General features: G+C 63.4%; 23 protein-coding genes. 13 read left to right on the top strand and 10 right to left on the bottom strand.

Going from position 1 to position 25,610, the window contains the following annotated elements:
* Positions 1-4 precede the first annotated feature (4 nt).
* The 3 genes from BLU15_RS21520 (at position 5) to BLU15_RS21510 (ending at position 2,686) form a co-directional block, all read left to right on the top strand.
* Entirely contained in the window at positions 5-502 is a 498-nt protein-coding gene (locus BLU15_RS21520; protein ID WP_034786917.1) for a MarR family winged helix-turn-helix transcriptional regulator, read from the top strand.
* A 168-nt stretch (positions 503-670) separates the two neighbouring features.
* Positions 671-1,693, top strand: coding sequence for a LacI family DNA-binding transcriptional regulator (locus tag BLU15_RS21515; RefSeq protein WP_034786913.1), 1,023 nt, complete (start codon positions 671-673; stop codon positions 1,691-1,693).
* A 27-nt stretch (positions 1,694-1,720) separates the two neighbouring features.
* Positions 1,721-2,686 (top strand): 2-hydroxyacid dehydrogenase, encoded by a 966-nt coding sequence (locus BLU15_RS21510; RefSeq protein ID WP_090297945.1) that lies wholly within the window; start codon positions 1,721-1,723, stop codon positions 2,684-2,686.
* A 42-nt stretch (positions 2,687-2,728) separates the two neighbouring features.
* On the opposite strand, the gene BLU15_RS21505 is transcribed toward BLU15_RS21510, so the two are convergent.
* Positions 2,729-3,487, bottom strand: a complete 759-nt coding sequence (locus BLU15_RS21505; RefSeq protein ID WP_090298089.1) for a gamma-glutamyl-gamma-aminobutyrate hydrolase family protein — start codon at positions 3,485-3,487, stop codon at positions 2,729-2,731.
* A gap of 429 nt (positions 3,488-3,916) precedes the next feature.
* On the opposite strand from BLU15_RS21505, the gene BLU15_RS21500 reads away from it, so the two are divergent.
* The 6 genes from BLU15_RS21500 (at position 3,917) to BLU15_RS21475 (ending at position 11,045) form a co-directional block, all read left to right on the top strand.
* A complete protein-coding gene (locus tag BLU15_RS21500; RefSeq protein WP_090297941.1) occupies positions 3,917-6,226 on the top strand; it encodes a putative bifunctional diguanylate cyclase/phosphodiesterase in 2,310 nt (769 codons plus the stop codon).
* A 232-nt stretch (positions 6,227-6,458) separates the two neighbouring features.
* The gene (locus tag BLU15_RS21495) at positions 6,459-7,232 is read left to right on the top strand and encodes an N-acyl amino acid synthase FeeM domain-containing protein (RefSeq protein WP_090297938.1); all 774 of its coding nucleotides are present in this window, start codon (positions 6,459-6,461) and stop codon (positions 7,230-7,232) included.
* Positions 7,233-7,466: 234 nt separating this feature from the next.
* Positions 7,467-7,691: an aa3-type cytochrome c oxidase subunit IV gene (locus BLU15_RS21490; protein ID WP_034786900.1), complete on the top strand. Its 225-nt coding sequence runs from the start codon at positions 7,467-7,469 to the stop codon at positions 7,689-7,691.
* A gap of 387 nt (positions 7,692-8,078) precedes the next feature.
* The gene (locus tag BLU15_RS21485; protein WP_090298086.1) at positions 8,079-9,224 is read left to right on the top strand and encodes a Re/Si-specific NAD(P)(+) transhydrogenase subunit alpha; all 1,146 of its coding nucleotides are present in this window, start codon (positions 8,079-8,081) and stop codon (positions 9,222-9,224) included.
* Positions 9,224-9,634 carry an NAD(P) transhydrogenase subunit alpha part 2 gene (locus BLU15_RS21480; protein WP_034786897.1) on the top strand — a complete coding sequence of 137 codons (411 nt, stop codon included), beginning with the start codon at positions 9,224-9,226 and terminating at the stop codon, positions 9,632-9,634. The genes BLU15_RS21485 and BLU15_RS21480 overlap by 1 nt, the downstream gene beginning before the upstream one ends.
* Before the next feature lie 10 nt (positions 9,635-9,644).
* Positions 9,645-11,045, top strand: a complete 1,401-nt coding sequence (locus tag BLU15_RS21475; protein ID WP_090298083.1) for an NAD(P)(+) transhydrogenase (Re/Si-specific) subunit beta — start codon at positions 9,645-9,647, stop codon at positions 11,043-11,045.
* A 112-nt stretch (positions 11,046-11,157) separates the two neighbouring features.
* Here the strand turns inward: BLU15_RS21475 and BLU15_RS21470 are convergent, their stop codons facing one another.
* The 3 genes from BLU15_RS21470 to rpsU form a co-directional block, all read right to left on the bottom strand.
* Positions 11,158-11,634: a DUF992 domain-containing protein gene (locus tag BLU15_RS21470; RefSeq protein ID WP_034786890.1), complete on the bottom strand. Its 477-nt coding sequence runs from the start codon at positions 11,632-11,634 to the stop codon at positions 11,158-11,160.
* Positions 11,635-11,769: 135 nt separating this feature from the next.
* Positions 11,770-12,657, bottom strand: a complete 888-nt coding sequence (locus tag BLU15_RS21465) for a tetratricopeptide repeat protein (protein WP_034786887.1) — start codon at positions 12,655-12,657, stop codon at positions 11,770-11,772.
* Between the two features lie 263 nt (positions 12,658-12,920).
* A complete protein-coding gene (rpsU, locus tag BLU15_RS21460; protein WP_034786884.1) occupies positions 12,921-13,133 on the bottom strand; it encodes a 30S ribosomal protein S21 in 213 nt (70 codons plus the stop codon).
* A gap of 324 nt (positions 13,134-13,457) precedes the next feature.
* On the opposite strand from rpsU, the gene BLU15_RS21455 reads away from it, so the two are divergent.
* From BLU15_RS21455 to soxG, 4 genes are read left to right on the top strand one after another with little or no spacing between them, the layout of a single operon-like run.
* Positions 13,458-14,711, top strand: coding sequence for a sarcosine oxidase subunit beta family protein (locus tag BLU15_RS21455; protein WP_090297934.1), 1,254 nt, complete (start codon positions 13,458-13,460; stop codon positions 14,709-14,711).
* 10 nt (positions 14,712-14,721) lie between these two features.
* Complete coding sequence (locus BLU15_RS21450) at positions 14,722-15,057, top strand: sarcosine oxidase subunit delta (RefSeq protein WP_034786877.1); 336 nt, start codon at positions 14,722-14,724, stop codon at positions 15,055-15,057.
* A complete protein-coding gene (locus tag BLU15_RS21445; protein ID WP_090297931.1) occupies positions 15,054-18,047 on the top strand; it encodes a sarcosine oxidase subunit alpha in 2,994 nt (997 codons plus the stop codon). Before BLU15_RS21450 ends, BLU15_RS21445 begins: the two co-directional genes overlap by 4 nt.
* Entirely contained in the window at positions 18,040-18,591 is a 552-nt protein-coding gene (gene soxG, locus BLU15_RS21440) for a sarcosine oxidase subunit gamma family protein (protein ID WP_090297929.1), read from the top strand. The genes BLU15_RS21445 and soxG overlap by 8 nt, the downstream gene beginning before the upstream one ends.
* A 67-nt stretch (positions 18,592-18,658) precedes the next feature.
* Here the strand turns inward: soxG and nudI are convergent, their stop codons facing one another.
* The 6 genes from nudI to glgA form a co-directional block, all read right to left on the bottom strand.
* Positions 18,659-19,108, bottom strand: a complete 450-nt coding sequence (gene nudI, locus BLU15_RS21435; protein ID WP_200949884.1) for a nucleoside triphosphatase NudI — start codon at positions 19,106-19,108, stop codon at positions 18,659-18,661.
* 37 nt (positions 19,109-19,145) lie between these two features.
* Positions 19,146-19,685, bottom strand: a complete 540-nt coding sequence (locus BLU15_RS21430; protein ID WP_090297926.1) for a GNAT family N-acetyltransferase — start codon at positions 19,683-19,685, stop codon at positions 19,146-19,148.
* 23 nt (positions 19,686-19,708) lie between these two features.
* Positions 19,709-20,197, bottom strand: a complete 489-nt coding sequence (locus BLU15_RS21425) for a MaoC family dehydratase (protein ID WP_034786863.1) — start codon at positions 20,195-20,197, stop codon at positions 19,709-19,711.
* A 74-nt stretch (positions 20,198-20,271) separates the two neighbouring features.
* Positions 20,272-22,236 carry a glycogen debranching protein GlgX gene (glgX, locus tag BLU15_RS21420; protein WP_090297923.1) on the bottom strand — a complete coding sequence of 655 codons (1,965 nt, stop codon included), beginning with the start codon at positions 22,234-22,236 and terminating at the stop codon, positions 20,272-20,274.
* Positions 22,237-22,529: 293 nt separating this feature from the next.
* Positions 22,530-24,158: an alpha-D-glucose phosphate-specific phosphoglucomutase gene (locus BLU15_RS21415; RefSeq protein ID WP_034786858.1), complete on the bottom strand. Its 1,629-nt coding sequence runs from the start codon at positions 24,156-24,158 to the stop codon at positions 22,530-22,532.
* 6 nt (positions 24,159-24,164) lie between these two features.
* On the bottom strand, positions 24,165-25,607 hold the full coding sequence (gene glgA, locus BLU15_RS21410; RefSeq protein ID WP_090297920.1) for a glycogen synthase GlgA: 1,443 nt from the start codon (positions 25,605-25,607) through the stop codon (positions 24,165-24,167).
* Positions 25,608-25,610 lie beyond the last annotated feature (3 nt).

Raw genomic sequence — 25,610 nt, 5'->3', positions numbered from 1 at the left:
TCCAATGGGCAAGAAGAACAAGGCCGAAAAGAAGGGCAAGAACGGCAAGAAGAAGGACGAGCTCCTGATCGAGCCTCACGATCTTGCCGCCGTCCTTGTCCAGGCTGCGCGGTCGATGCGCACCGTGCTCTCCCGCAATCTGCTCGAAAGCGGCCTCTATGCCGGACAGGATGGCGTCATGCTGGCGCTGGCCGAGACCGACGGTCTGACGGCCGGCGGGCTCGCGGTCAAGCTCGGCGTCAAGGCGCCGACCATGACCCGCACCATCGGCCGCATGGAAGCGCAGGGCTTTCTCGAGCGGCGTCCGGACGACGATGATGCACGGCTCACCAAGGTCTATCTCACTGAGCCCGGCCGCAACCGGCTGCAGACGATCGCCGAGGCCGGTCAGCATTCTGAAAAGCTCGCGACCCGTGGTCTGACCGACAAGCAGGTTCGCACGCTGATGAAGCTGCTGCGCGCCGTTGACAGCAATCTCCAGGCTGCGCGCGCGGCCGATTGAACCTGATTTGCCGCATATTGCCGCGGCGATTTAAACAGTTTAAATAGGGATTTAAATTTATGGCACGCGTGCCGTCTCAAAGGCGCGCGAAGGATGTCGAACGGCTTGACGCACCGCTCCTGGCTGGGGTTCGTGCGGATGGGGCGAAACAGGCTTACAGGGGGCATCGTGGCGCAAAAGGTCAAGCTTTCGACGATCGCGGAAACACTCGGTCTTTCGACGGCGACGGTATCCCTGGCCCTGCGTGACAGCCCGCTGGTGGCGACCGTCACCCGCGACAAGATCAAGGAACAGGCGCGCGCGCTCGGCTATATCTACAACCGCCGCGCCGCCAGTCTCAGGACATCACGATCGGGCATCATCGGCGTCGTCGTGCACGACATCATGAACCCGTTCTACGGGGAAATCCTGAAGGCGATCGAGGCCGAACTCGACCGCGACAAGCAGACCTTCATTCTTTCCAATCACTACGATTCCGTCGACAAGCAGCGCGATTTTATCGAGACGCTGCTGCAGCTCGGCGGTGACGGCGTCATCATGTCGCCGGCGATCGGCACGCCGCTGGAGGACATCCAGCTCGCCGAGGACAACGGCATGCCGGCGATCCTGATCGCCCGCTCGATCGAGGGCGTGGACGTGCCGATCTTCCGCGGCGACGACGCCTACGGCATCTCGCTTGCCGCCAACCACCTGATCGGCCTTGGCCACCGCTGCATCGCCATGGTCGGCGGCACGGACGAGACCTCCACCGGACGCGACCGCTACCAGGGCTACGTCAACGCGCTGCGCAAGGCCAACATCGAGGTCGATCCGGAACTGCGCATTCCCGGGCCCCGCACGAAGCAGGGCGGCTTCGAGGCCGCAGTGCACCTGCTTTCGCTGCCGCAGAAGCCGACCGCGGTCGTCTGTTGGAACGACCTCGTGGCGATCGGCATGATGAACGGCATCGCGCGCGCCGGTCTCGTGCCAGGCGTCGACATCTCCGTGACCGGCTACGACGACCTGGAAGAGGCGTCGATCGCGACGCCGGCGCTCACCACCGTCTGGAATGGGCAGGCCGATGTCGGCCGCAGTGCTGCCCGCGCACTACTCGACAAGCTCTCCGGCAGCCATGAGCCGGATGGAATTCACCTGATCAAGCCGGAGATGCGCATCCGGCAGTCGACCGGCCCCTTGCGGGTCATCGCCTGAGGTCCATCACCCGCAAGGAAAATTGCCATGTCTGCCTGCATTCGCGTTCTCGTGCCCGGAAAAATCAATCCGCGGGTGATCGATCGTCTGGCGGAACGGTTCGAAGTGGTGCGGATCGAAGGTGCCGATGCGACGCTGGTGACGCCGCAGATGCAGGACGTCAAGGCGATCGCCGTTTCCGGGCGCGTGCCGGCTGCACTGATGGACGCCCTGCCGCAGCTTGAGATCATCGCCAATTTCGGCGTCGGCTACGACGGGGTGGAGGTCGGGCATGCCGCGGCCAAGGGAATTGCCGTCAGCAACACGCCCGACGTCCTGACGGAAGAAGTGGCCGATACCGCGGTCGGGCTGCTGCTCAACACGCTCCGTCAATTGCCGCAGGCGGAGCAATGGCTGCGCCAAGGTCGCTGGAGCCGCGAGGGCGCCTTCCCGCTATCGCCGCTGTCGCTGCGGGGTCGAAGCGTCGGTCTTTACGGTCTCGGGCGCATCGGTCTTGCGATTGCCAAGCGGCTCGAAGCCTTCGGCGTATCGATCGCCTATCATACGCGCAGCCCGCGCGAAGGCCTTGTCTATGCCTACCATTCGACGCTGACGGGGCTCGCAGCTGCGGTCGATACGCTTGTTGTCATCGTACCCGGCACCGAGGCGACGCGGCGGACGGTCAATGCCGAGGTGCTTGCCGCGCTTGGCGGCAATGGGGTGCTGATCAATGTCGGACGCGGCTCGACGGTCGACGAACAGGCCTTGATCGCGGCGCTTCAGGCGGGCGTGATCGCCGGTGCCGGTCTCGATGTCTTCGAGAACGAGCCGCAGGTGCCGGAGGCGCTTGTGGCGCTGCCGAATGTTTCGCTCCTGCCGCACGTGGCCTCTGCCTCGGTGGTGACGCGCAACGCCATGGCCGACCTCGTCGCCGACAACGTCGTGGCGTGGTTCTCGACCGGCAAAGCGCTGACGCCCGTGCCGGAAACACCGTTCACGCGACGCGCGGACTAAGGCCCGACGTCGACGCGCCAGGCGCAAGGTCAAACAGATAGCTCAGGCGGCCAGACGAGCGGCGGCGTAGGTTCTGACCGCATCGCCGAACGCCTTGAACAGGCTCGCGGACGGCGTGTCCGTGCGCACCCAATATTCCGGATGCCATTGCACGCCGACGGCAAAGGCCTTGGAGCCGATCACCGAGACGGCCTCGATCGTGCCGTCGTCGGCAACCGCTTCGACCGCAAGACGGGGCGCGGCAGCGCCGATCGCCTGGCGATGGAGCGAGTTGACGCGGATGCGGCCGGCGCCGAGCACCGGCGCGAGGCAGCTTCCTTCCTTGACGATCACGTCCTGGCGGATGCCGTAGGCGACGTCGAGTTCCTTCACGTCGGGCTTGCGGTGATCCCAGATGCCCGGCAGGTCCTGAATTTCGGATGCGAGCGTGCCGCCGAGCGCGACGTTGAGTTCCTGAATGCCGCGACAGATGGCGAGAAGCGGCACGCCGCGCTCCAGCGCGCGGGTGATGAGCGGCAGGCTGGTCGCGTCGCGGCCGGGATCGAAGGGGCCGTCGCTCTCCTTGGCCTCGGCTCCATAGAGCGAGGGATGGACGTTCGAGCGGGCGCCACTTGCCAGCACGCCGTCGACCCGGTCGAGGATCTCGTCGATGTCGTTGCCGGTCTCGAGTGCCGGGATGAGGAAGGGCATGACGCCGGCGCCTTCGACGGCGGCGCGGACATATTGATGGGCAACGACATGCCAGACATTGCCGTCGAATTCGCGGAAATCGCACGGGATGGCAACGACAGGTTTCGACATCATCAGGCTCCGTTGGATGCTTGAGAAAAGCCTTGCCTTCAGTTGCAGATGAAAGTCAACTGAGAAGGTGGTGAGCGCGATCGTCGCGCCGATCCCGGGCAGCGAGACAGGAGGAGCGATCCGAAACGGCAGGAAATCGCAGGTATTTCTTCAAGAACGAGTAACCATCACAGGCGCAAGTTTGGGATCATCTACGGGCGTCGCAGAATTGTCGAAGTTGCGATCAAGCCGTTTCATTGTGTGAATGCCTATGTTTGGTTGTAGAAACCGAGTATTGTCCCGTGCGGTTCGCACTACTGAGTTGAACTCTTGGGCGATGCCGGCGAAGACCCGTGGTTTTGCTGGGATTCGGTACATTTTTCGGGGCGTTAGACGAAATCTTTCGTTAAGTGATCACCCCTAACAATCCGGTAAACCGGAGCTTGGTTCATGATGCGACTTGGACAGAGCGCTCTTCCGACTGACGTGTATCTGTCATCCGTGAGCTCGCTCTACGAACATCGCAAAACGCTGGTGATCGGCATGCTGTCGCATGTCGTGACGTTCCTGCTCGTCTATCTGAAAACCAGTGATCCGCTCTATCTCGCCTGCTCCGGTGTGATCTTCGTCCTCTGGGCGCTGCGCAATCTCGACATGGCGCGGTTCGACCGGCAGGATTTCTCCAATGCTGATCGGGCGATGGTCCGCAAGTGGGAGAACCGCTACATCGTCGGCGGCGTCAGCGTCACGCTCACCTGCGGTATTGCCTGTGGCTACGCCATCGCCATCAGCCAGGACTCCTTTTCCGAGCTCGCCACCATTTCGGTGACGCTTGCGTCGATGATTTCGCTCGTCGGTCGCAATTACGGCTCCGAGCGGGCCGTGCTCCTCTTGTCTTCCTCGGCCTGCCTGCCGATCGTCATCGGCCTGATCACGCTGCAGGACGTGTTCATGCTGGCGCTTGCCGTGCTGATCCTGCCCTTCATCCTGTCCACCTGGATGATGGCCAACAATGTGCGCGCCTTCCTCTATGAAAACGTGATGGCAGCGCGCGAGATCGCCACGATCGCCGGCCAGTTCGACACGGCGCTCAACAACATGACGCATGGGCTGTTCATGCTTGATGCCGATGGCCGGGTGGTCGTCGCCAACGAGCGGGCCTGCGAACTGCTGGCCCTCGGCGACCGCACCGAACTCAAGGGCTGGCTGCTCGATGATGTGATCCGGCGCGGCGCCCGGCGCATGCGGCTCGATCCGGACAAGACCAAGGCCATTTCGCGCCAGCTCGACCTTCTGCTCAAGGGCAAGCGGCCGCAGGTGCTGATCCCCGTCAGCGAAGAGCTGCATCTGGAATTTTCGGCGAGCCGCCGCGATAACGGCGACACGGTGCTGATTTTTGAAGACGTGACCGCGCGCGTCCAGGCGGAAAAGCAGATCCTGCATATGGTGCGGTTCGACAAGCTGACGCAGCTGCCGAGCCGCGACTATTTCGGGGAGCTGGTGCAGGCGACGGTGAGCGCGGACGACACGGCCGAACGGTTGGTCGGGTTGATGGTTCTCGACGTAACGGAATTCAAGCACGTCAATGACATGCGCGGCCATATCGTCGGCGACAGACTGCTTCATGCGATTGCCGGCCGGCTAAGGGTGCTTGCCGGTGACGATGCGATCGTCGCGCGGCTGATGGGCGACGAGTTCGTCGTGTTCATTCCCGATGGCAGTGACGCTATTGCACTCGAAGAGCGGATGCGCGGACTTCATGCCGATCTGCGCGACACTTACGAAGCCGGCGGCTTCACCTTCAGCATGACGATGAGCGCTGGCATCGTCATCGCTTCGAGCCTCGACCTCAAGCTCGAGGACTTGCAGATCAAGGCGGATCTTGCGCTTTCGGAAACAAAGCTGCGCAACCGCGGCGGCTGCACGGCCTTCGAGGCCGAGATGGATGCGCGCTACGTCGATCGCCAGAAGCTGAAGGCGGACCTGCGCGAGGCGATCAACGCCCGCTGCCTGACGCTCTCCTACCAGCCGATGTTCGCCCCGAACGGCGGGCGCGTGGAGTGCTGCGAGGCGTTGGCGCGGTGGACCCATCCGGAACGCGGGCCGGTGCCGCCGAACGTATTCATCCAGCTTGCCGAAGAGCTCGGGCTGGTCACGGAAATCACCCGCTTTGTTCTCGATCAGGCGTGCCGGGACTGCATGAACTGGCCGGGCGACGTATCGGTGTCGGTCAACCTGTCGGTGCTCGACCTTCGCAGCAGCGAAATCGTGGTCATGGTCACGGACGCACTTCGCGGAACCGGTCTCGATGCCGCGCGGCTGCATCTGGAAGTGACGGAAAGCTGCCTGATGGACGAGCCGCTGAAGGTGCAGGCGATCCTGCGCGAACTGCGCGGACTGGGCATCACCATCGCCATCGACGATTTCGGCACCGGCTACTCGAGCCTCAGCTATCTCGATGCCCTGCCGGTCGACATCATCAAGATCGACCGTTCCTTCGTGCGCAACATCCGCGAGGATTCTCGGCGCTTCAAGCTTCTGCGCGGGACCGCCAACCTTGCCCGCGCGCTCGGCCTGCGCATCGTCGTCGAAGGTGTCGAGACGGCGGACCAGCTACAACTTATCAACGAGCACAATTGTGCCGATCTGATACAGGGCTTCGTCTTTGCCGCGCCCATGCCGGCTTCGGCCATTGCTACGCTTTGCAAGAATGGTGTGCCAAAACGAGGCACAAAAACCACCAGCAAGCGCATCGCCTAACCCCTGAAATCTTCTTAAAACTGTCCTGTTTTGCTGCTGGTTTTCCGGTAGCAAGTCATTGATTAGGTGCGCCAAATTGATCCCGCTTTGGTGCGCTTGATTTCAAATCGAGCAAATAAGTTCACGAATTTTTATGGTTAACGAAAAGTTAACGGTGAACTGTTTCGATTTGCGGTTGCCGCCTCATCACCCGTCAATAGGTTAACGATTTGTTAACCATGAGGTGTTGAGTATGGGTGAGAAGGTTCACCAGGCTGAGCCTGGGCGCTTTTCTGAAAAACTGATGCAATTGCTCGATCGCGTCGAATACCGGCGGGTCGAAACCGGCGAGGACATGGAGGACATCGCGCGGCTGCGCTACAAGTCCTACAAGTCCGTCAATCTGATGGAGTTGACCGGCTCGACGCTGATCGACGATCTCGATTTCGACAGTCACGCCTATGTCTTCGGTCTCTATCTCGACGAAGTGCTTGTCAGCACCGTGCGCGTTCATCATGTGACGTCGGATCATCGCGCCAGCACGTCGGGCATGATCTTCGCTCCCGAGATCGACGCGTTCCTCGACGCCGGCATGGTGCTGGTCGATCCCGGCCGGTTGGCGGTCGATCCTGACGTGATCGGCGACGAGATGCGGGCGCTTCCCTATCTGACGCTGCGACCGGTCGCGATGGCGTGCGAGTATTTCGCTGCCGACCGCTGCCTGACGGCCTGCCGTCCGCGACACGCGGCTTTCTACAAACGCATCTTTGCGTCGGAGACGGTTGTCGCCAAGCGCGAGAACCTCGGTGTCTACAATGCCGACGGCGCGCTTCTGGTGGCACAGGTGCGGGGGCAGCGGCCGTCGATCCTCGACCGCTACCCGGTCTTCGATTCCGAACCGTTCGAACGCCGCATGATGTTTGCCGACCGCAGCGAGGTGCCGTTTGCGCCGCTGACGATCCTGCCGACCGCGCGCATGGCGCAGACCGGCTACGGCCGCTCCTACCGGACGTCCGTCTTCCGGTAAGCTGCCTCGATTGCGAATGCGAATTCGGGGCGCGTCGAGGCGCGCCGCACCTTGCTGTGTGGCGTGACATTTCGCCCCATCAGGTATGGCTAAAGAACGGGTTTTCGTTGCGCCAGCCGTGCGCATTGTGTAAGGGCAGCTATAAGGGTTTCGCGGCTTTTCGCGAGACCGTGCTTCGATAGGGCGGCGATGACCCCAAGGTGGCGCCGCGGCATTCAGGGAGAATTTTGAACGATGGCTGAGCATCATTCTGGACCGGTCGATGTGGGCGCTCCGATGGACTATCCGGAACACGAGAAGACCTACCTCATGTTCCTGAGTGCCTCGAAGTACGGCACGCTTTTCTGCGTCGCCCTGCTGATCGCGATGGCTGCCGGCTTCTTCACGACGATGGGCCTGATCTCCTCGATCGTGCTTTTCATTCTGATCAACGTCGCCGGTTTCTTCTTCCTTCGCTAATCGGCGCGACCAAACCGACCGTTGAGGGAGCGCAGACCGTGCTTCCTCGGCGACCGGGCGTTTGCCCGGAAGAAGTTGCATGTCGCCGGCTGGAGGTGCCGACGCATATGGCTTGAGGCCCGGATGCCCGTCGGAGGGCAGGGGCGGATAATCCTCACCCGAGTGAGGGAGGAGTGGACAGCAGGCCCGCAGAGCCCGGTTGCGGCTCGATGCCGGTGGATCGCCAAAGGTCCCGCATCCAGGCGATGGCTTGCTCCAGACGATTGCGCCGGGCACAGGTGTGCCGCGCACATGAGGGCGTGTCGGCCCGGTAGGCCACCCGCTTTGCAGTCGGAGAGAATGCCCGCATTCCGGCCCTGGCTCGATTGCGGCCAGGAGGGGGGACTTGTGAGCGAGATCGTCTTCGTCGCCAAGGAAACGGATCCGAACGAGGGTCGCGTTGCCGCATCACCGGATACTGTGAAGAAACTGAAAGGTCTCGGCTTCGACGTCGTCGTCGAGGCGGGCGCCGGGTTTCTGTCGCGCATTCCGGATGCCGAGTTCGAAAAGTCCGGCGCCCGGATCGGCACGACGGCAGACGCCAGGGCGGCGGATGTCGTGCTCAAGGTCCGTCGGCCGACGAGTGTCGAGATTGCCGGCTACAGGTCCGGCGCCATCGTCATCGCCATCATGGATCCCTACGGCAACGAGGCGGCGATCGCCGAGATGGCGAATGCCGGATTGACCGCTTTTGCGATGGAGCTGATGCCGCGCATCACGCGCGCGCAGTCGATGGACGTGCTGTCCAGCCAGGCCAACCTCGCCGGCTATCAGGCGGTCATCGACGCGGCCTACGAATATGACCGGGCGCTGCCGATGATGATGACGGCGGCCGGCACGGTTCCTGCCGCCAAGGTCTTCGTCATGGGCGCCGGCGTTGCCGGTCTGCAGGCGATCGCGACGGCCCGCCGTCTCGGGGCCGTGGTCTCGGCAACCGACGTGCGTCCCGCCGCCAAGGAGCAGGTCGCCTCGCTCGGGGCCAAGTTCATCGCCGTCGAGGACGACGAGTTCAAGGCGGCTGAGACCGCCGGCGGCTACGCCAAGGAAATGTCCAAGGACTATCAGGCCAAGCAGGCAGCACTTGTCGCCGAGCATATCGCCAAGCAGGACATCGTTATTACCACGGCGCTTATCCCCGGCCGCCCGGCGCCGCGGCTCGTTACCCGCGAGATGCTGAAGAGCATGAAGCCCGGTTCGATCGCGGTCGACCTTGCGGTCGAGCGCGGCGGCAACGTCGAGGGGGCAGAGGCCGGCAAGGTCGCCGAGGTCGAAGGCGTCAAGGTTATCGGCCATCTCAATGTGCCGGGCCGCATCGCCGCTTCCGCCTCCGGGCTTTATGCCAAGAACCTCGTCACCTTCCTGGAGACGATGGTCTCCAAGGAGACCAAGGCGCTCGCGCTCAACATGGAAGACGAGCTCGTCAAGGCGACGGCGCTCACCCATGGCGGTCAGGTCGTGCATCCGAACTTCGGCGCCAGCAAGGGGGACAAGTGATGGCGAATGAACTTCTCGACAAGGCGCTCGCCGATCTCGACCGGGCGGTAGAAGCGGTCCGCACCGCGGCCGAATACGTGCCGGATGCGGCCGGTGCCGTCGCCCATGGCGCCACCGGCGGTGCGATCGACCCCTTCGTCTTTCGCCTGGCGATCTTCGTGCTGGCGATCTTCGTCGGCTACTACGTCGTCTGGTCGGTGACGCCGGCGCTGCACACGCCGCTGATGGCGGTCACCAACGCGATCTCCTCGGTCATCGTCGTCGGCGCCCTGCTGGCGGTCGGCATTTCCGCCTCGGGCCTTGCGACCGGCTTCGGCTTCATCGCGCTGGTGCTCGCCTCCGTCAACATCTTCGGCGGCTTCCTCGTCACCCAGCGCATGCTCGCCATGTACAAGAAAAAAGACAAGTGAGGCCGGCATGATGAACGCCAACTTCGCAGCCTTCCTCTACCTCGTCTCGGGCGTCCTGTTCATCATGGCGCTGCGCGGCCTCTCGCATCCGACCACCAGCCGCAAGGGCAATACCTACGGCATGGTCGGCATGGGCATTGCCATCGTCACGACGCTGCTGCTTGCCAAGCCGAGCTTCGGTGGCCTGATGCTGATCGTGCTTGGCCTTGCCATCGGCGGCGGCGTCGGTGCCGTGATCGCCCGTCGCATTGCCATGACGTCGATGCCGCAGCTGGTCGCCGCCTTCCACTCGCTGGTCGGTCTTGCCGCCGTCATGGTGGCGGCTGCCGCCATGTATGCGCCGGAAAGCTTCGGCATCGGTACGATCGGTGACATCCACGCGCAGGCGCTGGTCGAAATGTCGCTCGGCGTCGCCATCGGCGCGATCACCTTTACCGGCTCGGTCATCGCCTTCCTAAAGCTCGACGGTCGCATGTCCGGCAAACCGATCATGCTTTCGGGTCGCCATGCGATCAATGCCGGCCTGGCCGCCGCGCTCGTCGTGCTGGTGATCATGCTGGTCCTGACCCAGAGCACGACGGTGTTCTGGCTGATCGTCGTACTGTCGCTGGCGCTCGGCGTGCTGATCATCATTCCGATCGGCGGCGCCGACATGCCGGTGGTGGTCTCGATGCTCAACTCCTATTCGGGCTGGGCCGCGGCCGGTATCGGTTTCACGCTCGGTAACCTGGCGCTGATCATTACCGGGGCGCTCGTCGGTTCGTCCGGTGCGATCCTCTCCTACATCATGTGCAAGGGCATGAACCGCTCGTTCATCTCGGTCATCCTCGGCGGCTTCGGCGGTGAGACAGCAGCGGCCGCAGGCGAGGACGGTGTCCAGCGCACGGTCAAGCAGGGCTCGGCCGATGACGCGGCCTTCCTGATGGCGAACGCCTCCAAGGTGATCATCGTGCCCGGCTACGGCATGGCGGTCGCCCAGGCACAGCATGCGCTGCGCGAAATGGCCGATCAGCTGAAGGCGGCCGGCGTCGAGGTCAAATATGCGATCCATCCGGTCGCGGGCCGCATGCCCGGCCATATGAACGTTCTGCTGGCTGAAGCAAACGTTCCCTATGACGAAGTGTTCGAGCTCGAGGATATCAATTCCGAGTTCGCGCAGGCCGATGTCGCCTATGTCATCGGCGCCAACGACGTCACCAACCCGGCGGCGCGCGACGACAAGTCCTCGCCGATCTACGGCATGCCGATCCTCGACGTCGACAAGGCCAAGACCTGCCTGTTCGTCAAGCGTTCGCTCGGCTCCGGCTATGCCGGCATCGACAACACGCTGTTCTACAAGGACGGCACGATGATGCTGCTCGGCGACGCCAAGAAGGTGACGGAAGACATCGTCAAGGCGCTGCACGCCTGAGGGCTGCTCGCATCGACCGATAAAGAAACGCCCGCCTTTCGGCGGGCGTTTTGCGTTGAAGGACATGCGCGCGCCGTATGCGGCGATGTGTCGAGCTTTAGTCCAGGTCGACTTAGCCAGCCGGTGCCAGTGTCAGCTCGTCAATGCCGACGGCGAGGTTCAGGCCTTCCTGCACCTGGACATTGACCGGCTGTAGCATAAACGCCTTGTTGGTGCCGCCGCCGATCACCTTGGCGCCACCGCCGACGGCGAGACTCGCATCGGCGCCGACGCCGTAATACTCACCGGCAAGCGCGAATTCGCTGATCGGTGTGCCTGTCTTGGCAAGCACGTCCCAGATCATCGTGCTCTTTCCCGTCTTGCCGATGTCGATGCCGATCTTGCGGATCGTGCCGGCATAGACGGCCTTCGGTGCGCCATTGGTGGGCGTGAAGGTGCACATCAGGTTCTTGGTTGAGGTCAGGATCATGCCAGTGCCGCCTTCCGAACCACAAACGAGGCGGCCAAGGGCGACATAGTTTTGCGCGGCGGCCGGGCCCGTGGCAAGCGCGGCGAGCGCCAGCGCAGTGACGAGGGTTCGTTTGATCATGGCTAGTCTCCGTTCTTGATGCTTCAAGCAAACGGATGGCGGGCAGGAAGGTTCCGCTGTGCAGGGGGCAATGCCTGCAAACGAAAACGCCCGCGATGCGGTCGCGGGCGTTTCGAAATGCGTGATCGGGTTGGCTCAGGATGCCTTGACGCGGGCAAGGCCTGCGCGGGCCGGCTCGTATTTCGGGTCGAGCTGCAGCGCGTGCGAATAGGATTTCGACGCTTTGGCCTTGTCGCCCTTGCGCTCGTAGATCAGCGCCTGGTTGGCCCAGGATTCGGCGACCTTGCCGTTCAGGTTGATCGCGGTGTTAAAGTCGGAGAAGGCGTTGTCGTCGTCGCCTTGCGCGACATAGGAGATGCCGCGGCCGTTATAGGGTTCCGGCGAGCTCGGCGACAGCGAGATCGCGGTCGAGAAGTCTTCGATCGCCTGACCGTGCTGGTTGCGTGCCTGGTAGATCAGGCCGCGATTGTGATAGGCGCGCGGATCGGTGGTATCGAGCTGGATGGCCTTGTTGAAATCGTTGAAGGCGGAATCGAGCTGGCCGGCCTGGCGATAGAGATTGCCGCGGCCGATATAAGCGACGTCGTAGTTGGCGTTGAGCTGCAGGGCCGTGTTGTAGTCGGCAAGCGCTGCCTGGGTATTGCCCATGTTGCGATGAACGAGCGCCCGGTTGGCATAGGCCTGGTAGAAGCGCGGGTTCAGCTTGATCGCCTGGTCGAAATCGGCAATCGCGCGGCGGTATTCGCCGGCGCGGCCGTAAGCCGAGCCGCGGACATTGTAGCCTTCCGGATCGCTCGGGTTGGAGGCGATGACGCTCGAAAGCGAGGCGATGTTTTCCTGCGAGCCCTGTTCGCGCTCGACCTTGTTGGTGACGGAGTCCGGACCGTCGGTCGTGCAGCCGGCGATGAGGAGGGCCGAGCCGAGAAGCAGCATGGCGGCAAGCCTCGGCTTGCGCTGGTGGCGGCGAGACGCCTCATGGACATTAAAACCGGAGACGTCCGCAGTCATGGCAGCAAGTGTCAAAGGTTGATCCCTCAAATCGACAAGGTCTCGAAAGCCATCGGCTTTCCGTTTCTGGAGCCGCTGAACTCCCCGCGGGCTCCTCAAGCCGGGCCAAAGTCGGCCTTGGCAGACCACCGGTCCAAACACTCCGGTCGGTCGTCCGTCGGTGGCAGCGTCGAGCACGCTAGCCTGTCGGCGGAAAAGATGTCCATACCAAAAAAAGGCGGTGGCGATATTTCGCCCCCGCCACGACTTACATCGAATAGCGTCGAAAAAACGACAAATCAGCGAGCCAGGAGGCCTTCGCGCTGTGCACGCTTGCGTGCCAGCTTGCGGACGCGGCGAACGGCTTCAGCCTTTTCGCGAGCGCGCTTCTGGGACGGCTTCTCGTAGTAGTCACGCATCTTCATTTCGCGGAAAATGCCTTCGCGCTGCATCTTCTTCTTGAGAGCGCGGAGCGCCTGATCGACATTGTTATCGCGGACTAGTACCTGCACGTGAATCCCGTTCCTTGGTTCGTGTTGTTTGCTGCTCCGTCAGGTGCGGAGGCAAAAGAGTGACATTCGCTAAGCTGGAAGCTTTACGATTAGATGAGCGGATACCAGATCATCAGGCGAAAGTCCAGCGACGACATGAGGCGGCGCTGAAAAAAACCTGAGATACGAGTGTCGCGCGACTTATCCCGCGCCGCTTAACCGATCCATAGTCATGTCGCAACTGCGCGCAAGTCCACGCAAATGCGTCGCAAAAGAAACGTTGCGCAGGTCTCGGATTTGCGATTTCTAACTCCAACGAGAATGATCACCGGGAGTAACGGGCCGATGCGCAAATATTCAGTTTTCGCCGTGGCGCGCGAGGCGCTGCGCGGCCACAAGGGATGGGGCCCGCACTGGGCATCGCCGGAGCCACGCAAGGAGTATGACGCCATCATCATCGGCGGCGGCGGCCATGGCTTGGGAGCAGCCTATTACCTTGCCAAGGAGCACGGCATCTCAAATGTCGCGGTGCTCGAAAAGGGATGGATCGGCGGCGGCAATACCGGCCGCAACACGACGATCATCCGGTCCAACTATCTCTATGAAGAGAGCATGGACATCTACGAGCATTCGCTGAAGCTCTGGGAAAACCTCTCGCAGGATCTGAACTACAACGTCATGTATTCGCCCCGCGGCGTGATGATGCTGTCGCACAACATCCATGACCAGCAGTCGTTCAAGCGCCACATCAATGCCAACCGTCTCTACGGCATCGACAACGAGTGGCTGACGCCGGAGCAGGCCAAGGCCTATTGCCCGCCGCTCGATATCGCCAAGACTGCGCGCTACCCGATCAACGGGGCGGCCCTGCAGCGCCGTGGCGGCACGGCCCGCCACGATGCGGTTGCCTGGGGCTATGCGCGTGCGGCCTCCGACCGCGGCGTGCACATCATCCAGAACTGCGAAGTGACCGGCATCCGCCGCGACGAGACCGGCCGGGTCGTCGGGGTCGACACCAATCGCGGCTATATCGGCGCCAAGAAGGTCGGCATTTCCGCCGCCGGCCACACCTCGGTGCTAATGCAGATGGCCGATGTGCGCGTGCCGCTGCAGAGCCAGCCGCTGCAGGCGCTGGTCTCCGAACCGCTGAAGCCGATCTTCCCCTGCGTCGTCATGTCGAACTCGGTGCATGCCTATATCTCGCAGTCCGACAAGGGCGAGTTCGTCATCGGCGCCGGCACCGACCAGTACAATTCCTATTCGCAGACCGGCGGCCTGCAGATCATCACGCACACGCTGGACGCCATCTGCGAGCTCTTCCCGATGTTCCGCCGTGTCAAGATGATGCGGCAGTGGGGCGGCATCGTCGACGTCACCCAGGACCGCTCGCCGATCCAGGGCGTCACGCCGGTTCCGGGCCTCTACCTGAACGCCGGCTGGGGTACGGGCGGCTTCAAGGCGACGCCGGGCTCGGCCCATCTCTTCGCCCATCTGATCGCCAAGGGCGAGCCGCATCGTCTCGCCGCAGGGCTGACGCTGGAGCGCTTCCGCACCGGCCGGCTCATCGACGAAGCGGCTGCCGCCGCCGTTGCGCACTGAGGATTTCGAGATGCTTCTGATCTACTGCCCCTATTGCGAGGAAGAGCGTTCCGAGCTCGAGTTCCGCGGTGCCGGCGACGCCCATATCGCCCGCCCGGAAAACATCGCCGACATCACCGACGAACAGTTCGAGGAATATTTCTTCCTGCGTCAGAACCCCAAGGGTCTGATCTTCGAACGCTGGCGCCACATCCATGGCTGCGGCCGATTCTTCAACGCCGCCCGCGACACGGTCAGCGACCGTTTCTACACCACCTACAAGGCTGGCGAACCGAAACCTGACATCGCCACCATTCTTCAAAGCGAGCAGGACAAGAACGGCCAGGATAAGGGAGCCGCGAAATGATGGGCGCCAATCGCATTCCAGGCGTCGGCCGCCTGACCCCCGCCCGCACCGCGCGCTTCACCTTCGACGGCCGCACGCTGACGGCGCTCGAAGGCGACACGGTCGCTTCGGCGCTGCTTGCCAACGGCATCCATCTCGTCGGCCGCTCGTTCAAGTACCACCGTCCGCGCGGCATTCTTTCGGCCGGTGCCGAGGAGCCGAACGCGCTGCTTGACGTCTCGCGGGATGCCGCCCGGCGCCAGCCGAACGTGCGCGCCACGGTGCAGGAAGTCTTCGACGGCATGAAGGTGGAATCGCAGAACCGCTGGCCGTCGCTCGCCTTCGACATCGGCGGTCTCAATGACCTGATGTCACCGTTCTTCGCCGCCGGCTTCTACTACAAGACCTTCATGTGGCCGAAGGCCGCCTGGCACGCGATCTACGAACCCTTCATCCGCCGTGCTGCCGGCCTCGGCGTTACGCCGACGGAAGCCGATCCGGATCACTATGCCAGCCGCTACGCGCATTGCGATGTGCTTGTCATCGGTGCGGGTGTTGCCGGTCTATCCGCAGCACTTGCCGCTGCCAAGGCCGGCGCCAAGGTGATCATCTGCGACGAGCAGCCGGAAGTCGGTGGTGCGCTTCGCTACGAGAGCGGCACGACCATCGACGGCAAGGATGGCTGGGACTGGGCGCAGGAGGCCGCCAAGACGCTTGCCTCCATGGACAACGTCACGGTGCTCACCCGCACCACCGGCTTCGGCTACTACAACCACAATTTCGTCGGCCTCGTCGAGCGCGTGACCGATCATCTGGCGGCCCTCGACAAGTCGCTGCCGCGCGAGCGACTTTGGCAGGTGCGCGCCAAGAAGGTGATCCTCGCCAACGGCCAGATCGAGCGGCACATGGTGTTCGCCAACAACGACCGCCCGGGCATCATGCTCGCTTCGGCCGGCCGCACCTATCTCAATCACTTCGGCGTCGCAGTCGGCTCCAAGGTTGGCGTCTACACGGCGCATGACTCGGCCTATGAGGCGGCCTTCGACCTGAAGCGGGCCGGTGTTTCGGTTCCTGTTATCGTCGACTGCCGCGAAAATCCGGGCGAGGCGGTGCTGGCGGAAGCGCGCAAGCTCGGCATCGAGGTGCTGACCGGGCATTCGGTGATCAAGGCCGGTGGCAAGCTCCGCGTCAACTCGATCAGTGTCGCCCGCAATGGCGGCGGCTCGGCCCGCAAGTTCGCCGTCGACGCGCTTTTGGTCTCGGCCGGCTGGACACCGTCGGTGCACCTGTTCTCGCAGTCGCGCGGCAAGGTGAAGTTCGATGCGGCGACGCAGCGCTTCCTGCCAGGCACGTACCTGCAGGATTGCCTGTCGATCGGCGCCTGCAACGGCACCGACGACCTGCAGGCAACCATCGACGAGGCGCTTGCGGCCGGCGAACTGACCGCGCGTGCGGCCGGTACAGAGGGCGGTGCGCAGGTGACGCTTTCGGGCGAAAACCGCTACGGCTGGACCGGCGGCATGATCGGCGCTGCAGAAGGCGCCGGGCCGGACACCACGGTCAAGGCCTTCATCGACTTCCAGCACGACGTCTGCGCCAAGGACATTCGTCTGGCGGTGCGCGAAGGCATGCACTCGATCGAGCACATCAAGCGCTTCACCACCAACGGCATGGCGTCCGACCAGGGCAAGCTTTCCAACATGCATGGTCTGGCGATCGCCGCCGAAGCGCTTGGCAAGGACATTCCGCAGGTGGGTCTGACGACCTTCCGCCAGCCCTACACGCCGGTGACCTTCGGAGCGATCGTCAACCACTCGCGTGGTGCCCTGTTCGACCCCGCGCGCAAGACGCCGATCCATGCCTGGGAGGAGGCGCATGGCGCCGAGTTCGAGGATGTCGGCAACTGGAAGCGTGCCTGGTTCTACCCGCGCTCCGGCGAAGACATGCATGAGGCGGTCGCGCGCGAGTGCAAGACGGTGCGCGACGTGGCTGGTGTCTTCGACGCCTCGACGCTCGGCAAGATCGAGGTTGTTGGCCCGGATGCGGCGCAGTTCCTCAATCTCATGTACACCAACGCCTGGGACAACCTGAAGCCCGGCCGCTGCCGCTACGGCATCATGCTGCGCGACGACGGCTTCGTCTATGACGACGGCGTGGTCGGTCGCCTGGCGGAGGATCGCTTCCACGTGACGACGACGACCGGCGGTGCGCCGCGCGTCATGAACCACATGGAAGATTATCTGCAGACCGAGTTCCCGCACCTGAAGGTGTGGCTGACCTCGACGACGGAACAGTGGGCCGTCATCGCCGTGCAAGGACCGAAGGCGCGCGAGATCATCGCGCCGCTCGTCGAGGGCATCGACCTCTCCAACGAGGCCTTCCCGCACATGAGCGTCGCCGAGGGCAGGATCTGCGGCGTGCCGACACGGCTCTTCCGCATGTCGTTCACCGGCGAGCTGGGCTTCGAAGTCAACGTGCCGGCAGACTATGGCCAGGCGGTATGGGAAGCGATCTGGGCACGGGCCGAGCCGATGGGCGCCTGCGCCTATGGCACGGAAACCATGCACGTGCTGCGCGCCGAGAAGGGCTATATCATCGTCGGCCAGGACACCGACGGGACCCTGACGCCGGACGATGCCGGTCTTTCCTGGGCCGTCTCGAAGAAGAAGCCCGACTTCGTCGGTATCCGCGGCCTGAAACGCCCGGATCTCGTCAAGGATGGCCGCAAGCAGCTTGTCGGTCTTCTCACCAAGGATCCGAAGGTGGTGCTGGAGGAAGGCGCGCAGATCGTCGCCGACCCGAACCAGCCGAAGCCGATGACCATGCTCGGTCACGTGACGTCGTCCTACTGGTCGGCAAACTGCGGTCGCTCGATTGCGCTGGCCATGGTGGCCGGTGGCCGCGAGCGCCTCGGCCAGACGCTCTACGTGCCGATGACCGATCGCACCATTGCCGTCGAAGTGAGCGACATGGTGTTCTTTGACAAGGAAGGGGGCCGCCTCCATGGCTGACCAGGTTACTGCAAGCCGCAAGGCGGCACTCACCGCGCGCGGGGGCTCGGCCGAGGCGATCCTGACGCCTGCGCCGGCAGCAACGCGCATTTCGCTGCGCGCCGGCGCCGACGCACTGCCGGCCCTTTCGGCCGCACTTGGCGTGACGCTGCCGACCCGGCCGAAGACCTCGGCTTCTTCCGGCCCGCGCCATGCGCTGTGGATCGGCCCGGACGAGTGGCTGGTCATCGATGAGAGCCAAGCCGACCTGATGGCGGCAGCGGCCTCAAGCGGCACGCTGCATTCGGCGGTCGACATTTCGCATCGCAACGTCGCCGTCATTGTCAGCGGTCCGGGCGCCGACGTGGCTATCAACAGCGGCTGCCCGCAGGATCTGTCGCTGGCGATCTTCCCGGTAGGTGGCTGCTCGCGCACGATCCTCGGCAAGGCGGAGATCATCCTCTTCCGCACAGCTGAGGATCAGTTCCGGGTCGAGTGCTGGCGGTCGTTCTCGCCCTTCGTCTTCGGACTGCTTTCCGAGGGCGCTGCTGACGCCGGCCACTAAATGAAAAAGCCGGGAGGTGCGAGCAAGCACCTCCCGGCATTCGAAGACTGTTTGAAACAGCTCGCTCTCATTGCCGAGCGAGCAAGATGCCTTTTTCGAGGAGCGTGCGCTTCGTCGCGTCGTTCAGGTCGTAATCCTGAAGGTGCTCGGGTTCGACCCAGGCATGTTCGACGAACTCGTCGTTGAGGCTGACCTCGCGATTTTCGGCCTCACAGTCAAAGATCAGATAGATCATATGAAGCTGCTCGGTTGAGCCGTCGGCATAGGACTTTGTCCGGATGTCGTCCCGGAAGGTCCAGGGCTTGATCGTTCCGATCTCCAGACGGTCTCCGAGCTCTTCCCGGATTTCACGGCGCAAGCCCTCATCGAGACGTTCGCCCGGCTCGAGGCCGCCACCCGAAAGCGCCCATTGCCCGGGAAACACGCCGCGATCGGGCGGCATCTTGCAGAGCAAGTAGGCGCCCCTGTTCTGAATGAGCGGGCAGACGATGATACGCTGGCGCAATGACTTCTCCATTTACTGATCTTGCGACCACGACAGCCGCCTTGCTTTTTTACGCGAAGCGCAAGTACCAGAAGAGCGCAATCTCGTGCGTTCCCGGCGTCAATGCCGAATAGAGGTGTCGGTCGTGGCCGGCGAGCTCGAAGCCGTAGCGCTCGTAAAAGCGGCAGGCGGCGACATTGTTCGATTGGGTCTCAAGCCTGATCCCCGGCAGGCCCCGTTCCCGCGCCCAGGACACTGCCCTGTCCATGAGAGCTCGCGCGACGCCGGCGCGGCGCGCGTCCTTGTCGACGGCGATATCGTCCACCTCGGCATAGCCGTTCCACGCCTTCGAGAGTGCAATGTAACCGGCGAGCCGGCCGTCGAGACGCGCTGTGAAGAGGGCGGCATCCGGCCCAGCCGCGGTCTCCACAAGCTCGTCCGGGTCGGATCCATAGGTCTTGATGTAGCTCTCGACCAGAGCGACGTCGCCGAGATCGGGGCCGATGAAGGGCGGCCGTGCCTCGGACGTAACCTCGAAGGAAAAGTCGCAGCCGGCAAAGTCGCTGACGAAACGCCCGTCGGCCGGCTCGACGATGACTGCTACTGTCATGGGATCTGCCTGCTCAAACCGCCTCAGGCATCGGCGGGGCGATCCTTGGGATCGAACTGGATGATCGTCTGCCAGGTTGCCGTCAGCGCCGGCTTGCGCTCGCCTTCGATCTCGACGCTGACGTCGTAGGTGATCATCAGCATGCTGGCGCCGCGGAAGCGGGCATCGGCCATGGTGAAGTGGCCGCGCACCTTGGCGCCGCTCTTCACCGGCGCGATGAAGCGCACTTTCTCGAAGCCGTAATTGATGCCCATGGTCTGTTCGCGGATTTTCGGCAGGCAATTGTAGTTCATCGCGGAGAGCAACGAGAGCGACAGGAAGCCATGCGCGATCGTGCCGCCGAAGGGCGTTTCGGCAGCGGCCCGCACCGGGTCGACGTGAATATACTGATAGTCGCTGGTTGCCTCGGCGAATTTGTCGATTGTTTCCTGCGTGACCGTGATCCAGTCGGAAACGCCGACCTCCTTGCCGACCAGCACCTTGATCTCAGAAAGTGAAATGTCGTGCAGCATGTAAACGCCTCGAAACAAGCCCCCCAAGCGATCTATAGGCTCGCCCGTTGCAACCTGCAAGTGGTGGAAAAGCTTTAGAAAACCTCGACGAAGAAGGCAACGGAGCGCGGCGCCACGTGATCGGCGGGGGATGACGCTGCGAGCGCATCCTGCCATTTTCCATTGACGCTGTCGGGCAGGCGGAGGGGATGCGGCGCATGGCTGCGATTGATGACGACGGCAAGCCGCGTTGCCCGCTTCTGGGTGCGGTCGGGGGTGGTCAGCACCATTGTCAGATTGTCCGTTGCCGGATGCTCCCAGTCGGTCACGGTCATCGGGTGACCGTCGAGACGGCACCACTCGACGTCGCCGTTTCCTGTCAGGAACGTGGTCTCGTCGAAAACGCCGAAGCGGGAGCGCATGGCTGACAGGGCCTCAGTATGGGCGACGATCTCGTCGTCCATCGCCGTCCAGTCGAGCCAGGTGATGGCGTTGTCCTGGCAGTAGGCGTTGTTGTTGCCCCGCTGGCTGCGCCCGGCTTCGTCGCCGGCGGTCAGCATGATCGTGCCGCGGGTGGCAAAGAGCGTGCCGATGAGCGCCATCACGTCATGGCGGCGAGCCGCCTTGATTTCCGGATCCGCCGTCGGCCCTTCGGCGCCATTGTTCCAGGAATGGTTCTCGTTGTGGCCGTCGCGATTTTCCTCGCCGTTCGCCTCGTTGTGCTTGCCGGCATAGGAGACGAGATCGGCCAGCGTGAAGCCGTCATGGGCGGCGATGAAGTTGACCGTGCGCGTGCCGCTCTCACCCCAGCGGGCGAAACTGCCTGAGGAGCCGGCAAGCGCTGTCGCCAGCGCGCCAATCGAATGGCGGTCGCCGCGCCAGTAGATGCGGAGGTCGTCGCGGGCGCGGTCGTTCCACTCGAGGAAGGGCGCGGGGAAATTGCCGAGCTGGTAGCCACCGGGACCGATATCCCAGGGCTCGGCGATCAGCACCCGGTCGGCAAGCAGCGGATCGGCCGCAATCGCCTGAAAGAGTGGGGCATCGCGGTGGAAGCCGCCCATGTCGCGGCCGAGGATCGAGGCGAGATCGAAGCGGAAGCCGTCGACGCCGGCAGCGCTGACGAAGTGGCGCAGGCTGTCGAGGATCAGTGCCTCGACCACCGGATTGTCGCAGGCGATCGTGTTGCCGCAGCCGGTATCGTTGATCAGCTCGCCCGGGCGGTCGGTGGCGTGACGATAGTAAGTCAGGTTGTCGAGGCCGCGCATCGACAGCGTTGTGCCGAAGCGATCGCTTTCACCGGAGTGGTTGAAAACGAGATCGAGGATGACGCCGATGCCGGCCTTGCGCAGCGCCTCGACGGTCTTTCGCAGCTCCTTGATGCCGCCCGGCACCAGGCGCGGATCGAGTGCCATAGGGGCGATCGGATTGTAACCCCAGCCGTTCTTCAGACCGAGCGGTGGCAGATGGCGTTCGTCGATCCAGGCGACGATCGGCATCAGCTCGATGGCCGAGACGCCGAGGCGCTTCAGATGTTCGATGATGGCGGGCTCGGCGAGGGCGGCCACCGTGCCGCGCTTGGCTTCGGGCACGTCGGGATGAAGGATGGTGAAAGGCTTGACGGCGATTTCGTAGACAAGGCCGCCGGCGCGAAAGAGCGGCGCCTTCACCTTGGCAGCCTTCACCTCGGTGACGATCGCTTTCGGTACGAGGTCGGCGGTGTCTTCGCCAAAGATCGTCAGGCGCGGATCATGGCCAAACGGACGGTCGAGTTCGATGGCATAGGGATCGACGAGAAGCTTGGACGGATCGAACCAGAGACCGTGATCGGGCGAATAGACGCCATCGGCCCGGAAGCCGTAGCGCGTTCCTTTCGGCGCGTCGGCAACCTTCAAGCTGTGAATGTCGCCGTTCCGCGTCATCGGCAGCTGGCGCAGCTGTTTGGCGCCTGATTTGTCGAAAAGGCAGAGATCGATACGGGCGGCATTGTGCGACCAGACCGAAAACACGGTGCCTTCGGAGGTGATGATGGCACCGAGGGGTGGGTTTCCTTTGGTCGGCATGAAGGCGGCCCTCTTCGTGGTGTCGTCGGTGTGTGTGTGTGACCCACCCCCCTCTGCCCGGCCGGGCATCTGCCCCACAAGGGGGAGGTTGACTTGTGGCATCCTCCCATTCCACCGATAAACCGATGCGTTGGTTTACGGGCGAGGGGATCCCTGCGACGTCAACGCCATCTTAGGGCAAGGCCGTGCCGCAGATCGATCTCCCCCTTGTGGGGGAGATGCCCGGCAGGGCAGAGGGGGGTAAGCGGCAAACGAAAAAGGGCCGCATCAAGCGGCCCCGATAGTGCGGTATCTCAGGTAATGACGCTCGGCTCGGTGCGGCCGGTGCGGGTCTTGATGCTGGCGATCTCTTCGGCAACGGCGATGAGATCGGCGAGCGCCGTCTGCGTCTCGATATCGTGACGCGAGGCGTCCGGCTCGAAGCGCTCGATATAGACGCGCAACGTTGCTCCCGATGTGCCGGTGCCCGACAGGCGGAAGACGACGCGGGAGCCGCCTTCGAACAGGATGCGGATGCCCTGGTTCTTGCTGACGGAATGGTCGACCGGATCGTTGTAGGCGAAGTCGTCCGCGGTCGCGACCTTGAGCGCGCCGAAGGACTTGCCGGGCAGCGTGGCAAGCTGGTCGCGCAGGTTGGCGATCAGGCCATTGGCCGCATCAGAATCGACCTCTTCGTAGTCGTGGCGCGAATAGTAGTTGCGGCCGTAGGTCGCCCAATGGTTCTTGACGATGTCGAGCGCGCTTTCCTTGCGCACCGCCAGAATGTTGAGCCAGAGCAGGACTGCCCAGAGCCCGTCCTTCTCGCGCACGTGGTTGGAGCCGGTGCCCGCACTTTCCTCGCCGCAGATCGTCGCCATGCCCTCGTCGAGCAGGTTGCCGAAGAACTTCCAGCCGGTCGGCGTCTCGTAGATGCCGATGCCGAGCTTTTCGGCGACACGGTCGGCAGCACCACTGGTCGGCATCGAACGGGCGATGCCGGCAAGACCCTTGGCATAGCCGGGTGCCAGATGCGCGTTGGCGGCGAGCATGGCTAGACTGTCGGACGGTGTGATGAAGATGCCGCGGCCGATGACGAGGTTGCGGTCGCCGTCGCCGTCGGAAGCGGCGCCGAAATCCGGTGCGTCGGGCGCCATCATCGTCTCATAGAGCGCGCGGGCATGAACCAGGTTCGGGTCCGGGTGGTGGCCGCCGAAATCGGGCAGCGGGATGAAGTTCATCACCGAGCCCTTAGGCGCGCCGAGTCGCTTTTCGATGATCTCCTTGGCATAGGGACCGGTAACGGCGCTCATCGCATCGAAGACGACGCGGAAGCCGCCTTCAATCATTTTGCGGATCGCGCCGAAGTCGAACAGGCTTTCCATCAACTCGGCATAATCGGCGACGGGATCGATGACGGTGATCGTCATGCCGTCGATGTCCTGCGTGCCTTCGGCATCAAGGTTGATGTCGGCGACATCGGAGATCTTGTAGCTGTCGATCACCTTGCTGCGCGCGAAGATCGCGTCAGTGATCTTCTCCGGTGCCGGGCCGCCATTGCCGATGTTGTACTTGATGCCGAAGTCTTCGGTCGGGCCGCCAGGATTGTGGCTGGCCGACAACACGATGCCGCCAAAGGCTTTGTACTTGCGGATGACGTTGGAGGCAGCCGGCGTCGACAGGATGCCGCCGCGGCCGACGAGCACGCGGCCGAAGCCGTTGGCCGCCGCCATCTTGATGGCGATCTGGATGACTTCGCGGTTGTAGAAGCGACCGTCGCCGCCGATGACAAGCGTTTCGCCCTGAAAGCCTTCGAGCGAATCGAAGATCGACTGGATGAAGTTCTCGGCATAGTTCTTCTGCTGGAAGACCGGGACCTTCTTGCGCAGCCCTGACGTGCCAGGCTTCTGGTCGCCGTAGGGGGTTGTGGTAACCGTTCTTATCATGCTGACTTAACCTTTCCCGAGAAGTCCGGAATAAAGAGAGACGTAACGCTCGGCACTTGTGGCCCAGGAAACGTCCGATTTCATGCCCTGGGTCTGAATTTTCGACCAGACTTTGGGCTCGCTGTATGCACGCAGCACCCGCCGGATCGCAAGCCGCAACCCATCGGCATTGACAGGCGTGAACTGGAAGCCGGTCGCGACCTTGGCCGCAAGCCCGGCCTCGTTGGCGTCGATGATGGTATCGGCAAGGCCGCCGGTGCGGGCGACGACCGGCACGCAGCCGTAGCGCAGGCCATAGAGCTGGGTAAGCCCGCAGGGCTCGAAGCGCGACGGAATGAGGATGGCGTCGGAGCCCGCCTGCATCAGATGCGACAGCGGCTCGTTGTAGCCGGTGACCATGCCGATATGGCCGCGATGGCGGGAGGCAGCGGCGAGCAGCGCGCCTTCGAGCGCCGCGTCGCCGGAGCCGAGCACCACGAGCTTGCCGCCCATGGCGACGAGCTCGTCGGCGATCTCGGCGACCAGATCCATGCCCTTCTGCCAGGTGAGCCGGCTGACAACGCAGAAGATCGGGCCGTTGCCTTTTTCAAGGCCGAAGCGTTCCTCGAGCGCACGCCGGTTGGCCGCGCGCTGCTTCAGGCTCGTTGCGCTGAAATGCTGGGCGATGTGCGGGTCGGTCTGCGGATCCCAGATGTCGGCGTCGATGCCGTTGACGATGCCAGAGAGGTCGGCGACGCGGCTCTTCAACAGGCCTTCGAGGCCCATGCCGAATTCGGGCGTCAGGATTTCCTGCGCATAGGAGGGGCTGACGGTGGTAATGGCGTCGGCGGTCTGCAGGCCGCCCTTCAGGAAGCCGACGTCGCCGTAATATTCGACGAACTGCATCGAGAAGGCTTCGGCGGGAAGGGCAAGCTCGGGGAAGACTAAGGCGCCGAACTGGCCCTGGAAGGCGATGTTGTGGATCGTCATCACCGTCGGCGTTGCGGCCGCCGGGCCGAAATGCATGTAGACCGGCGTCAGCGCGGTCTGCCAGTCATGGGCGTGAACGATATCGGGTTTCCAGCCCGAGACGACATCGCCGCCGGCAATTTCTGCCGCCGCAAGCGAGAGTGCGGCAAAGCGGCGGAAATTGTCGACGTAGTCGCGGCCGGTGGCATCGACATAGGGGCCGCCGTCTCGGGCGTAGAGTTCAGGCTGGTCGAGGACCAGCAGATCGAGCCCGTCGATTTCGGCGGCGAGAACTGTCGCCGGATTGCCGAACAGGTTTTCGAAACTGCCGACCTTCTTTTTCTTCTTCAGCTTCTGCAGCACGGCCGGATAGCCGGGCACCAGCGTGCGGGTCTTGACGCCGTGCGGCAAAAGCGCTGCCGGAAGCGCGCCGACGACATCGGCGAGCCCCCCGGTCTTGATCAGCGGATAGACTTCGGACGCAACGGACAGGACGTTCATGAA

The sequence above is a fragment of the Ensifer sp. YR511 genome, assembly GCF_900103045.1.
Taxonomy (GTDB): Bacteria; Pseudomonadota; Alphaproteobacteria; order Rhizobiales; family Rhizobiaceae; genus Ensifer; species Ensifer adhaerens.
Note: the sequence above shows the minus strand (reverse complement) of the source record. Positions and strands in the feature narration are given on the sequence as shown.

What these genes read in the sequence shown, in the direction of transcription:
- BLU15_RS21520 (WP_034786917.1), top strand. Translation starts at nt 5, where the DNA reads ATGGGCAAGAAGAACAAGGCCGAAAAGAAGGGCAAGAACGGCAAGAAG.
- BLU15_RS21510 (WP_090297945.1), top strand. Translation starts at nt 1,721, where the DNA reads ATGTCTGCCTGCATTCGCGTTCTCGTGCCCGGAAAAATCAATCCGCGG.
- BLU15_RS21505 (WP_090298089.1), bottom strand. Translation starts at nt 3,487, where the DNA reads ATGTCGAAACCTGTCGTTGCCATCCCGTGCGATTTCCGCGAATTCGAC.
- BLU15_RS21500 (WP_090297941.1), top strand. Translation starts at nt 3,917, where the DNA reads ATGATGCGACTTGGACAGAGCGCTCTTCCGACTGACGTGTATCTGTCA.
- BLU15_RS21495 (WP_090297938.1), top strand. Translation starts at nt 6,459, where the DNA reads ATGGGTGAGAAGGTTCACCAGGCTGAGCCTGGGCGCTTTTCTGAAAAA.
- BLU15_RS21490 (WP_034786900.1), top strand. Translation starts at nt 7,467, where the DNA reads ATGGCTGAGCATCATTCTGGACCGGTCGATGTGGGCGCTCCGATGGAC.
- BLU15_RS21480 (WP_034786897.1), top strand. Translation starts at nt 9,224, where the DNA reads ATGGCGAATGAACTTCTCGACAAGGCGCTCGCCGATCTCGACCGGGCG.
- BLU15_RS21475 (WP_090298083.1), top strand. Translation starts at nt 9,645, where the DNA reads ATGAACGCCAACTTCGCAGCCTTCCTCTACCTCGTCTCGGGCGTCCTG.
- BLU15_RS21470 (WP_034786890.1), bottom strand. Translation starts at nt 11,634, where the DNA reads ATGATCAAACGAACCCTCGTCACTGCGCTGGCGCTCGCCGCGCTTGCC.
- BLU15_RS21455 (WP_090297934.1), top strand. Translation starts at nt 13,458, where the DNA reads ATGCGCAAATATTCAGTTTTCGCCGTGGCGCGCGAGGCGCTGCGCGGC.
- BLU15_RS21450 (WP_034786877.1), top strand. Translation starts at nt 14,722, where the DNA reads ATGCTTCTGATCTACTGCCCCTATTGCGAGGAAGAGCGTTCCGAGCTC.
- BLU15_RS21445 (WP_090297931.1), top strand. Translation starts at nt 15,054, where the DNA reads ATGATGGGCGCCAATCGCATTCCAGGCGTCGGCCGCCTGACCCCCGCC.
- soxG (WP_090297929.1), top strand. Translation starts at nt 18,040, where the DNA reads ATGGCTGACCAGGTTACTGCAAGCCGCAAGGCGGCACTCACCGCGCGC.
- nudI (WP_200949884.1), bottom strand. Translation starts at nt 19,108, where the DNA reads ATGGAGAAGTCATTGCGCCAGCGTATCATCGTCTGCCCGCTCATTCAG.
- BLU15_RS21430 (WP_090297926.1), bottom strand. Translation starts at nt 19,685, where the DNA reads ATGACAGTAGCAGTCATCGTCGAGCCGGCCGACGGGCGTTTCGTCAGC.
- BLU15_RS21425 (WP_034786863.1), bottom strand. Translation starts at nt 20,197, where the DNA reads ATGCTGCACGACATTTCACTTTCTGAGATCAAGGTGCTGGTCGGCAAG.
- glgX (WP_090297923.1), bottom strand. Translation starts at nt 22,236, where the DNA reads ATGCCGACCAAAGGAAACCCACCCCTCGGTGCCATCATCACCTCCGAA.
- BLU15_RS21415 (WP_034786858.1), bottom strand. Translation starts at nt 24,158, where the DNA reads ATGATAAGAACGGTTACCACAACCCCCTACGGCGACCAGAAGCCTGGC.
- glgA (WP_090297920.1), bottom strand. Translation starts at nt 25,607, where the DNA reads ATGAACGTCCTGTCCGTTGCGTCCGAAGTCTATCCGCTGATCAAGACC.